The organism is Halorubrum tibetense, from assembly GCF_042661865.1.
Classification (GTDB): domain Archaea; phylum Halobacteriota; class Halobacteria; order Halobacteriales; family Haloferacaceae; genus Halorubrum; species Halorubrum tibetense.
In genome coordinates this window covers 1-10,748 of record NZ_JBHSWW010000067.1, presented here as the reverse complement: position 1 = coordinate 10,748, position 10,748 = coordinate 1, and the positions used below count along the sequence as shown (strand labels likewise).

Here is a 10,748-nt window from a genome sequence, read left to right as displayed (position 1 = left end):
GTCCGGCGGGTCACTCGCGGCCGGCCGGAGGGAGTCGACCAGCGGGGCCGCCTCGGCCGTCAGCTCGTACGTGTCGTGGAAGTCGTCGGGGTCACGACCGCGACCGGAGAGCGTCCCGACCGCGCTCGCGATCCGGTCGTAGTTGTCCCGCACCAGCCCGCCGACGATCCCGGGGGTCCCCGCGCGGTCGGCGAGCTCTTCGGCCGCGGCTTTCCCGGCGTAGACCCGCTCCTCGCTCGGGTCAACGAGCACCATCGCGAACGGCCGCGCGCCGAACTGCGCTTCAAGAAACGGACCGACGGGGTCGGCCTCCCACGGCACGGCGAGGACGCCGTCGAGGCGGCGGAGCGCGACCGCCGCCATCGAGCAATACGGACAGTCGCCGTCGAAGATCAGGACGGGCGCGTCCGATGTATTACTCATACGACATACTACGGGTCGGCACGTCTTAAAAAGCAGGTCAGGGTGGTCACGTCGGGCGAGCGCCCCCGTCTCTCGGCCGGGCGGACGCGGTCGGTTCTCGGCCGAGCGAACACGACCGTCTCTCGTCTCTAGGACGGCCGGGCGACTCAGTGCGAGTGGCCGAGCGCGTCCTGGAGCGACTGGCCGAACCGCTCCTCGAACAGCTCCTCGGCGGTCTCGTTCATCTCGGCGATGTCCTCGGGGACGTCGCCCTCGCTGTGGTGAGCGATCACGTGCGCCTGCTGGGCCATCGCCTGGACGACGACATCGGTGACGACGCGGGTCGACGGCTCGCCCTGTTCGCTGAGCACGTCGACCAGCCCCGCGGGCAGTTCAAACGACTCTTCTTCTCCGTCCGGGCCGGTTACGACGTAGGTTTCGGTGGCTCCCATACACCCAGATAACGCCGCGTACCTAAGGGTGTGTGGAATCCGGATCACCGCGACGCGCGCTTCGTACCGTCCGGCCCGACGATCGCATGAGAGAAGCCATCCGAGTACGACCTCAGTGCATAGAGATGGACGCGGACCGGTCGGAGAGGAGGATAGCCAAGAGGTACACGCCGATGGCGATAACGATGATGGAACCTCCCGGTGGAAGGCTCGCGCCGATCGCGACGGCGAGCCCCCCAAGGACGGCGACCTGTCCGATCAGCACCGACAGGTAAACCGTCTCGCGGAAGCTCCGTGAGAGCTGTGAGGCGGCCGCGACGGGGATGACGAGTAACCCGGCGACGAGAATGACCCCGAGTATCTGCATCGCGCCCACGACGACCGTCGCGGTCATTACGATGAGGAGCGCGTTGTATCGGTCGACGTTCAGCCGAGCGACGCGCGCGGCACGCTCGTCGAACGTGATGAAGAGGAACTGCTTGTAGTTGTACGCGACGAGCGCGACGACGACGACACTGAGCACGGCGACGAGTCGCGCGCCGGTCGCGGTAACGATGGCGAGGCTCCCGAAGAGGAAGTCCTCGATATCGATCGCGATGGCGACGAACTCCCGACTCCAGCTGATGACGAGGGTCCCCACCGCGAAGCTCCCCGTGAGGACGATCGCGATCGGGACGTCGCCGTAGCTATCGGTGCGTTCGGTCAACCACTGGAGGCCGAGGGCGCTCGTCGCGCTGACGACCAACGCGACGATCAGCAGTGTCCCGCTCGACCCGAACGCAGCGACTGCCCCACCCGCGAGCCCCGCGCCGAGCGCTATGAACAACATCCCGAACGCGACGCCGGCGAACGCGGTGTGTGCGAGCGTCTCGCCGATCAGCGCCATCTGGCGGTGCACGAGGAACGCGCCGACGACGGGGCCGACGACGCCGACCAGCACACCGGTCGCCGCCGCCCGCCAGACGAACGGGTGCCGGAAGACGTTCGTACCGAGATAGAAGTCCGCCCACTCACCGATCACGAGGAACCCGGCGAACCAACCAGCGGTAACGGTGCCGACCGCTCCGGGGGCGTCACGGAGCCAGTCGAGCGCGATGAACGCGAGCATCCCCGTCGCGAGGACGCCGACCAGCACGACACCGAGTAGTTCGAGTCGTTCCCGCGTCGACCCCCCGACGTTCGTGATCGTGGCTGCCGCCGTGTCATCTCGGGCGGCCCGACCGTCGTCCTGGACGGCGGCGTGGATCGTGGCCCCGCCGTCGACAGTCGGTTCGCCATCGCCCCGCTCGCTGTCGGCCGGACTGCCCCGATCGTCGTGTTCCTCAGTCATTGGTGGTCGTGTTCGATGATCCCGCTTTCTCGACCGTACGCGTCGGCGAGTGCGTCGCTTTCGAGGAACGAGACCGTGTCGCCGTGGTGGTAGAGGTCCACGTTGATACAGGCAACGGTGTCGACGTGTTTCGTGAGCACCCCGATATCGTGTTCGATCAGGACGATAGTCATCCCGTTGCGGTTCAGCTCGTCGAGGAGGTCGTAAAACCGGTCCCGCGAGTCGGCGTCGATGCCGACCGTAGGCTCGTCGAGCGCGAGCACGTCCGCCTCCGAGGCGAGCGCACGGGCGATGAACGCCCGCTGGCGCTGACCGCCGGAGAGCGCGCTGACGCGACGATTGGCGAGCGGTTCGATCTCCACGGTTCGCATCGCTTCGGTGGCGATCGCCCGGTCCTCGTCGGTGAGCCGCGAGCGACCCGCGCGTGCGAACCGTCCCATGAGCACCGTCTCCCGGACCGTGACCGGCATCGCGTCTCCCCGGTCCGACGCCCGCTGACCGACGTAGCCGATCCGTTCGCCCTCGTCGAATTCGTGGGCGGGTTCGCCGAACAGCGACACTCGTCCCGCGTCGGGTTCGTGGAGCCCGAGCATCAGGTGTAGCAGGGTCGTCTTCCCGGAGCCGTTCGGGCCGATCAGCCCGAGGAACTCCCCCGCCTCAACCGAAAGCGACACGTCGTCAACAGCCAGCGTCTCGCCGTATCCGAACGTGACGTCTTCCACGTCGATCACGCGGCTCATCGCGACCCCCACGGGCGCAACGACTCCGGGCCACACTCCCGCCACGGAGTGGACGACTCGAGTGGCCGCGTAGTAGGCCTACGCATCGAGTGCCGTCCGGAGCGATGGGACGTTGATCTCCAGCATCTGTTCGATCCAGCCCCACTCGTCTTCCGCCCACGTCGGCGTCGTTCCCTCCGCCGGAGTGAGCATCTCAGCGTTGTTCACGTCCGTGTTCTCCATGAGGAGTTCGACCATCTGTGGGACATCCGTCTCAGGATCGGGGGCTTCGAACGGGTCGTACAAGACCGTATGGATGTCGTGCTCCTCGATGACGTCGACGAGGCCGGCGATGTCCTCGAACGACTCGGCCGCATCCGGCGAGATCCCGGTCGGCGTTCGCAGTTCGAAGTCGTAGCGTCGTTCGATGTACTGGAACGAGTCGTGACCGGCGAACACGGCGACATCGCGCTCGGCATCGTCGGAGAGCGTTTCGAACGCGGCGTCAACCTCGTCCATCCGCCCGACGTACTCGTCGTGATTCGCCTCGTACGTGTCGGCGTGGTCCGGGTCGAGCTCGACGAGCGCGTCACGGATGTTTCCGACCATCCGCTGGCCGAGCACGGGATCGGTCCAGACGTGTGGGTCATGGAACTCGGTCGCGCCGGACTCGCCGGCTTCGATCACGTCGAACGCGGCGGGTTCGTCCGCTGTGTCGTAGATGACCTCGCCGTCGTCGAGGATCTCGAATACAACCGCGGTTCGACCGGTTTCGAGACCCGTGAACTCCACCTGGCGACCGTGTGCCTCGATATCGACGATCGCCGGTTCCCCGTCGGCGATCCGGGCGTCGACGGCGTAGCGCTCCGATTCGCCCAGCGGCACCACCCGTCCTTGGTCGTCCTCAAGGACGATCCCGACTGGGACCGTCGCGTCGAAGGGAACGTCCGGGATACCGCCGTGCCAGTGTTCGGTGTGCCAGTAGCCGAGCTGGTCGTCGGACCGCAGGTCGTAGATGTCGAACTCGTCGAGCCGAAGCGACTCGAGTGGGTAGTCGTGGCCATAGTCGAACCCCGGTAACGCCCCCGAGTCGAATCCGATAAGATACGGCCCGAGCCCGTCGAGCAGGTCGTACGTCGCCACGTCGTCGTAGTCGCGTTGGAGCTCGCGAGCCACGTCCTGTGCCCAGGAGAACTCCGGGGTGTCCAGATATATGAACGCCCGCGTCGACGCGATATCACGGGCGACATCACCGTCGGGACTCCACCCATGACCCATCTGACCGACGGAGATCGGGTTCGTGAACTCGAACTCGTCACCCGCGACGTGCTCGGCCCAGTCCTGGATCGTAAAGAACGCGGTGTACCCGGCCCGCTCCGAGTCACCCTCGAACGGACTCCCGAGGGCGGTGCAGCCGGCAAGGCCCGCCACGGCCGCGACCCCGGCTCCCGAGCGAAGAACCGTTCGTCTGGAGAGTTTCATATCCGTTATTTAGTCCCATTCGGATAAAAGCGTTATTATACTCTTGGCCCTGATTATTAACTAGATGGACGGGCGTGGACGTCGGTCGAGATGTTCGCGTGTCCCGTCACGGGTGAGGCCAGCATGACCCGCGGATCCGATCGACCGTGGTCCGTCGGGCCACGGGCCGCGCTTCACCGACTTCGTGGACATCTGATCGGCTGCGTCTCCGTGGACGCGCGATCACTCGCGGCGTTCAGGATCCTGCTCGGCCTGCTCGTGATCGCGGACCTACTTCTGAGAGCGCGGAACTTCGGGTTCTACTACACGGATGACGGGGTAGTTCCGCAGTCGCTTGCCGAGCGGGGAGCCGCGGAGCACGCGTTCTCGGTGTACTACTACGTCTCGGAGCCGGAGCTCATCGCGGCGTTGTTCCTGCTTCAGGGAATGTTCGCGCTGGCGCTCGTCGTCGGGTATCGGACCCGGGCGGCGACCGTGATCTCCTTCCTGTTCGTCGTCTCACTCGATCACCACAACCCGTTCGTGTTGAGCTACGCGGACACGCTGTTTCGATTGTTGTTCTTCTGGGCGGTCTTCCTCCCGTTGGGGGAACGGTGGTCGGTCGACGCGCTCCACGCGGACGGGGCGAGACGTCGAACCGTCGCTGGCGTCGCGACCGGGCTGGCGATGGCACAGATGGTGTTTATGTACTTCCTCAACGGCGTCCACAAGGCGACCTCCGAGACGTGGCGCAGCGGCGACGCCGCGCCGCTCGTCTTCGGGATCGACGAGATGACGTTTCTGCTCGGTGACTTCGTGCGAGCGTTCCCGACGCTCGTCGGATACGGCGGACTGGTCTGGTTCTCCATGCTGCTCGGCTCGTTCCTGCTGGTACTGCTCCACGGTCGGCCCCGGATCACAATGGTCGCGTTATTCGTCCTCGGTCACGCGTCGTTCGCGGTCACGGTGCGGATCGGGGCGTTCGCGTACGTCGCTATCGCCGGACTGACGCTGTTCCTCCAGTCGGCGTTTTGGCGCGATGCCGGACGGGTCGCCCGTCGACTCAGGGTCGACCCGGCCACGGTCGAGACGCGAGTACGAACGACCGTCGGCGTCCCCCTTGCCGCGGCGCTTCCGGCGGTCCGAGTCCCGTCGAGAATGGACCGAACAACGCGTGTACTGTCGACTCTGACGATCTGGCTCGTCGCCGGCGCAATGCTACTCGTTGTCGCGCTGGCGTTGCTCAACGCCGGAGCCGTCGCCGACGACACGTACGATCAAGACGAGGTGAACGCGCTGGTTGAACAGCACACTGTCGGGAGCCACGTGTATCTCGTCGCGGAGTCGCTCGGTATCAGACAGCCCGAGTGGAGCGTGTTCGCTCCACAGCCGCGAACGACGGATCGGTACTACGTATTTGGTGGACGAACCGTGGATGGCAACCGGGTCGACGTGTTCAATGACCGGGCGTTCACGTGGGATCGACCGGGAGATCAGCTCCAGAAACAACACGACACCTATCGGATGCGGTTCTTCATGAATAGCGTCCGGCGCGGGTCTGTCGGCGGCGACCTCACGGCCAGTTACGGCGAACATCTCTGTCGGACGTACGCCGAGGCGTACGACATCGATCTCTCACACATCAGTATGTTCGAGGTTGCGGAGCGGATAACGTTCGGGACGATCGACGACCCGAGTGACCGCGAAACCGATCGGACCCACTTCTATCGGCACGAGTGCGGCAGCTGAGTCCTTATTAGCGATCGAGACCGGCTCTCGACTATCGTGCCATCCATGAGAGAGGCTCACGGTACAGTATGGTGAGCGTCTGAAGATGGCCACTCTGCCCGTGACGAGCGATAACTAGCCACCAGCGACACCGTTCGATCCGGATAAATGACCGTTCCAGCAGTTCGAGACACCGACTCCCGTCGGTGATCGGGACGCACTCTCCAACGACCGACTGGTCCGGTCCAGTGGTCGTCCGTGGAACGGATGTTCAACGGAATCTTCGCGTCTAACCGGTATCGAAACCGGGGCGAAAGTGCGACGCGTTTCGGCAACGACTAACCGCGGGGTCGTGAGGCGGGAACCCCGTTAGGCGTCGAGCGTCAGCTCGACGAGGACGCGGCCGTGGTCCGCCTCGGCGACGACGTAACGCTCGATATCGGCACAGGTCTCGACGCCCTCCTGCTCGTGGAGCGTGTGCCCCTCGTGGACCGTCACGGAGCCGCCGGTGGTGAAGAACCCGAAGGTGTCGCCGCCGCCATGGTCGTGATCGTCGTCGTGGTCGTGGTCGTGCTCGTCGTCGTGGTCGTCGTCATGCTCGTCGTCGTGGTCGTCGTCATGCTCGTCGTCGTGGTCGTCGTCATGCTCGTCGTCGTGATCATCGTCGTGATCGTGGTCGTCGTGGTCGTCGGTATCGCCATAGGCCTCAGCGTCGAACGCGATGAACGCGCTAGAGCCCTCCACAGAGACATCGAACGGTTGGTGAGTTGCATCGATTACAGTTGCTTCCTCGGCGGATCCGCCACCGACGAGGGATTCGGGTTCGTCGAACTCCATGTGTCCGCAAGCCTCGTCGATGACTGCCTGTGAGACGCGTTCGCCGTGGTCGTCGTCGTGGTCGTGGTCGTCGTCGTGGTCGTCGTCGTCGTGGTCGTCGTCGTCGTCGTGGTCGTGATCGTCGTCGTGGTCGTGATCGTCGTCGTGGTCGTCGTCGTCGTCGTGGTCGTGATCGTCGTCGTGATCGTGGTCGTCGTCGTGGTCGTGGTCGTCGTCGTGATCGTGACCACCCACGCCCTCGACCAAGAGGGTCATCGAGGCGGAGCCGTCCCCACCAGGGTCGCCTCCATCGTCCGTCTCCGGTGCTTCCTCGTCCGAGCACCCGGCCAGAGACGCCGCCACACCGACTCCCAGCAGTCCGGCACCGCGTTTCAGCATCGTTCGCCGTGTTCCTGTCATCACTCCCACTAACGCTGATTAATAGAAAAGTGTTGTTATATAATAAGAGATGGTTAATATAGAATGCGAGACGGGAGGAGGCGTACCCGATCGCCGGCGACTATTCGGTCAGATCGACCACGGTCGCCCCCGCGAGGTCGGCGAGCCGCTCCGGTTCGATAGGGAACACCGCGTTCGGCGTGCCGGCGGCGCCGTAAACGGTGTCGAACCCCGCGAGGGTGGGGTCCATCACTGTCGGGAGCGCGGCGTCGTGACACAGCGGCGGGACGCCACCGATACTCCAGCCGACCGTCTCGCGGATCCGGTCCGGGTCGCCCATGAACGCCTCGTCGGCTCCGAAGTGGCCCGCGACGGCGTCGAGGTCGAGCCGGTTCGCGCCACTCGTGATCCCCGCGACGAGCGCCCCGTCGTGTTCGCCCCCCGAGAGCGACACCACGATGGTGGAGGCGATAGCCGCGGTCTCACAGCCGACCGCCTCCGCAGCCGCCGCCGCGGTTTTCGTCCCCGTCTCGAACTCGGACACGTCCACATCGAGGTCGTACCGCTCGCGTGCGCGCGCTGCGAACTCCGCCGCTCGTTCGTGCATGGGGCGTACAGCGCCGCCTGTCGGTATCAACCCCCCGGACGCGGTAGATATGGACGCGCCGCTCTACCGTGTCGCGGGTACGGGGAGGCTCGATTCCTCGGCTCACCGACGCTCCCCTCGCTCACTCCCGCGGAAGGCGTCCGAGTCCGTGCCAGATAGCGTCGATCAGCCGAGCCTCCCCGTCGGCCGCGGGGTCCGTTTCCGGCCACCCGTGAGCGATGGCGTCCTCCAACGCCGCGAGCGAGTGGTTCTCGAAGTTGTTGACCCCGCGGAACGACTCCAGTGCGTCGCGCTCCGCCTCGCCGAACGACGCGGACGGCTCGCCGTCGACGAACCCGAGCTCCGCGAGCGTTCCCGTCACCGCCTCGGCGACATCCCCGTCTACGGACACGGGGTCGTCCGGCTCCGCCCGCGAGAGCAGCGTCACGTCGTACAGCTTGAACACCCGTTCGAGCTCCGCGATCGGGTCCTCGTGGTCGTCCACCCTGACGTCGATCCACCGGTCGTTCCGGCCGTCGTACCCCCCGTCGGGCTTGGCGACGTACAGCGCGGCCGACTGTTTCCCGCGCGAGTCACCGCCCGCCTCGTCGCCCGCGAACAGCGCCGCGAGTAACCGCTCCGGGAGGTCGCCATCCTCCGACTCGTACGCCTCCGCCATCGCCGTCAGGGTGGCCTCGTTCTCCAAGATGTTCCCCTGGACCGTATAGGTCTCTCCCTGTTGGTCGCCGGCAACATCGAGACAATCATCACCGGTGTACGCCGCGATCGATCCGTCCGCGCCGACGACGCCCACCTGCCGGCTCGCCGCCTCCTCGTCGTCCTCGACGAGGGCGTCGATCGCCTCCGCGGCGGTGTACCCCTCGCGGAGCAGGTCGAGTCCGTCCGGGCCGTACGCGACGTTCGCGAAGCTCTGCGTTGCGATCGCGCCCGCGTCCGCGGCCGCGAACGGAACGACGGAGCCGACGCTGACGAACTTGGACTGGACGGCGACGCCGACGGCTTCCGTTTCAGGGTCGTGTGCGACGATCGAGAAGGTCATGCCGGATCCGGCGACCGCCGTAGACAAAAGCGTTCAGGCGGCGGCAGTCGGGTGGCACATCGTCGGCAGTCGCGAATCTGGTGTACCGTCGGTGGTCGCGGATCCGCCGTGCCGCGCGGTTACGCGTCCTCGTCGAGCGCCTGCCACGAGAGCCGCGGGTTACGGGCGGCGTCGGCCTGGTCGATCCGGGCGGCGGCGGTCCGGTTGGGCGCGGTTTCGAGCGACTCGTCATCGTCCGCGTACGCCGCGTTGAACGCGGCCGCGAGGTCGTCGAGCGACGATCGGCTCTCGATCTCCGTCGGTTCGGTCAGCATCGCCTCCGGGACCATCTCCGGCCACTTGGTGGTCGGCGGATGGACGCCGAAATCGAGCATCCGCTTGGCGATGTCAGCTGCATCCCGGTCGCCCGCCGTCGCCGCGAACTCGTGATGGAACGGCTCGAACGGCACGTCGAGATCGATCCGCTCGGCGAGATAGTTGGCGTTGAGCACGGCCTTCGCTGCGGCGTCCGACAGCCCCTCGTCACCGAGCCGTGCGATGTACGCGTACGCCTTTATGAGGACCTGCCAGTTCCCCTCGAACCCGTGGACCTTTCCGATCGACTCGGACGGCGTGAACCGCTCGTAGCCGCTTCCCGTCTCCGACTCCCGAACCCGCGGACCGGGTAGGAACGGCGCGAGCTCGTCCGTGACGCCCACGGGACCCGCACCGGGCCCGCCGCCGCCGTGCGGGGTCGCGAACGTCTTGTGGACGTTGTAATGCATCACGTCGAACCCCATGTCGCCGGGGCGGCCTCGGCCAAGGAGCGCGTTGAGGTTCGCGCCGTCGTAGTACAACAGTCCGCCCGCGTCGTGGACGAGGTCGGCTATCGCTTCGATATCCCGTTCGAACAGCCCCACCGTGTTCGGGTTCGTCAACATGAGGGCGGCGGTGTCGTCACCGACGGCCGCCTCCAAGGCCTCGAAATCGACGCGACCGTCCTCACCGGACGGGAGCTCGACGACGTCGTATCCGGCGAGCGCGGCCGTCGCGAAGTTGGTCCCGTGTGCCGACGCCGGGATGACGACCTCCGACCGGTCGTTCCCGTGTCGCTCGTGGTACGCCTTCGCGATCAGGATCCCGGTGAACTCCCCGGCCGCGCCCGCCGGTGGTTGGAGCGTCACGGCGTCCATCCCGCCGATGTCCGCGAGGAACCCTTGGAGGCGATGCTGTAGCTCGAGGTTCCCCTGAAGGGTCCGGTCCGGGCGGTCTGGATGGACCGCCGCGTTCGGGTCGGCGGCGATGTCCTCGGTGAACTTCGGGTTGTACTTCATCGTACAGCTCCCGAGGGGGTACGGGCCCGAGTCGATCGCCCAGTTCATCTGCGAGAGTCGAGTGTAGTGCCGGGCGATCTCCGGCTCGGAGACGTCCGGCAGCGTCAGCTCGTCGCGCGTGAGGTCGTCGGGGAGCGGCGAGGACGCAGTGACGTCCACGGTCGCTTCTCCCTTCTCCGAGAGCAGCGGCTCTCGAACCGATCCCTCTTCACGGGCGTATCGTGCTTGATCGTGGATCATCTCAGATCACCTCCTCGAACGCGGCGACGAGGCCGTCGGCCCTGTCGGCGTTCAGGTCGGTCACACACACCTGTATCAGGTGTTCCCCGACGACGTGGACCGCGAACCCCTCGTCCGCCAGGTCGCCAGCCACGGCGGCGGCCGGCTGGTCGGTCCGCACGACGAACTCGCGGAAATGGTGTCGGTCGTGAACCGGCGCTTTCGCGCCCGAGAGGTCGTCGATCCGCCCGGCGAGCGCCGCG

At 66.3% G+C, this 10,748-nt stretch carries 10 protein-coding genes and 1 pseudogene; 1 reads left to right on the top strand and 10 read right to left on the bottom strand.

From position 1 onward, the window contains the following. From ACFQEU_RS06680 to ACFQEU_RS06660, 5 genes are all read right to left on the bottom strand, one after another. On the bottom strand, positions 1-423 hold a 423-nt coding region (locus ACFQEU_RS06680; protein ID WP_379780513.1), incomplete at its 3' end, for a thiol-disulfide oxidoreductase DCC family protein. Positions 424-569: 146 nt separating this feature from the next. Then, positions 570-854 carry a DUF7545 family protein gene (locus ACFQEU_RS06675; RefSeq protein WP_379780511.1) on the bottom strand — a complete coding sequence of 95 codons (285 nt, stop codon included), beginning with the start codon at positions 852-854 and terminating at the stop codon, positions 570-572. Positions 855-966: 112 nt separating this feature from the next. Then, on the bottom strand, positions 967-2,184 hold the full coding sequence (locus ACFQEU_RS06670; RefSeq protein WP_379780509.1) for a metal ABC transporter permease: 1,218 nt from the start codon (positions 2,182-2,184) through the stop codon (positions 967-969). Further along, positions 2,181-2,924: a metal ABC transporter ATP-binding protein gene (locus tag ACFQEU_RS06665; protein ID WP_379780507.1), complete on the bottom strand. Its 744-nt coding sequence runs from the start codon at positions 2,922-2,924 to the stop codon at positions 2,181-2,183. Before ACFQEU_RS06665 ends, ACFQEU_RS06670 begins: the two co-directional genes overlap by 4 nt. A gap of 78 nt (positions 2,925-3,002) precedes the next feature. Beyond that, complete coding sequence (locus ACFQEU_RS06660; RefSeq protein ID WP_379780505.1) at positions 3,003-4,385, bottom strand: metal ABC transporter substrate-binding protein; 1,383 nt, start codon at positions 4,383-4,385, stop codon at positions 3,003-3,005. Positions 4,386-4,595: 210 nt separating this feature from the next. On the opposite strand from ACFQEU_RS06660, the gene ACFQEU_RS06655 reads away from it, so the two are divergent. Continuing rightward, a complete protein-coding gene (locus ACFQEU_RS06655; RefSeq protein WP_379780503.1) occupies positions 4,596-6,113 on the top strand; it encodes an HTTM domain-containing protein in 1,518 nt (505 codons plus the stop codon). A gap of 348 nt (positions 6,114-6,461) precedes the next feature. Here ACFQEU_RS06655 and ACFQEU_RS06650 read toward each other — a convergent pair whose 3' ends face one another. The 5 genes and pseudogenes from ACFQEU_RS06650 to ACFQEU_RS06630 form a co-directional block, all read right to left on the bottom strand. Beyond that, on the bottom strand, positions 6,462-7,328 hold the full coding sequence (locus tag ACFQEU_RS06650; RefSeq protein ID WP_379780501.1) for a hypothetical protein: 867 nt from the start codon (positions 7,326-7,328) through the stop codon (positions 6,462-6,464). A gap of 100 nt (positions 7,329-7,428) precedes the next feature. Further along, a complete protein-coding gene (locus ACFQEU_RS06645) occupies positions 7,429-7,914 on the bottom strand; it encodes a YbaK/EbsC family protein (RefSeq protein ID WP_379780499.1) in 486 nt (161 codons plus the stop codon). A gap of 121 nt (positions 7,915-8,035) precedes the next feature. Beyond that, positions 8,036-8,953, bottom strand: a complete 918-nt coding sequence (locus ACFQEU_RS06640) for a DUF1028 domain-containing protein (RefSeq protein WP_379780497.1) — start codon at positions 8,951-8,953, stop codon at positions 8,036-8,038. Between the two features lie 119 nt (positions 8,954-9,072). After that, complete coding sequence (gene gcvPB / locus ACFQEU_RS06635; RefSeq protein ID WP_379780495.1) at positions 9,073-10,506, bottom strand: aminomethyl-transferring glycine dehydrogenase subunit GcvPB; 1,434 nt, start codon at positions 10,504-10,506, stop codon at positions 9,073-9,075. Position 10,507: 1 nt separating this feature from the next. Further along, positions 10,508-10,748 (bottom strand): annotated as a pseudogene (locus ACFQEU_RS06630) (aminomethyl-transferring glycine dehydrogenase subunit GcvPA); the annotation flags it as partial.

Bases quoted from the DNA above. Each gene is read 5' to 3' on its own strand.
- ACFQEU_RS06675 (WP_379780511.1), bottom strand. From the start codon at position 854: ATGGGAGCCACCGAAACCTACGTCGTAACCGGCCCGGACGGAGAAGAA.
- ACFQEU_RS06670 (WP_379780509.1), bottom strand. From the start codon at position 2,184: ATGACTGAGGAACACGACGATCGGGGCAGTCCGGCCGACAGCGAGCGG.
- ACFQEU_RS06665 (WP_379780507.1), bottom strand. From the start codon at position 2,924: ATGAGCCGCGTGATCGACGTGGAAGACGTCACGTTCGGATACGGCGAG.
- ACFQEU_RS06660 (WP_379780505.1), bottom strand. From the start codon at position 4,385: ATGAAACTCTCCAGACGAACGGTTCTTCGCTCGGGAGCCGGGGTCGCG.
- ACFQEU_RS06650 (WP_379780501.1), bottom strand. From the start codon at position 7,328: ATGACAGGAACACGGCGAACGATGCTGAAACGCGGTGCCGGACTGCTG.
- ACFQEU_RS06645 (WP_379780499.1), bottom strand. From the start codon at position 7,914: ATGCACGAACGAGCGGCGGAGTTCGCAGCGCGCGCACGCGAGCGGTAC.
- ACFQEU_RS06640 (WP_379780497.1), bottom strand. From the start codon at position 8,953: ATGACCTTCTCGATCGTCGCACACGACCCTGAAACGGAAGCCGTCGGC.
- gcvPB (WP_379780495.1), bottom strand. From the start codon at position 10,506: ATGATCCACGATCAAGCACGATACGCCCGTGAAGAGGGATCGGTTCGA.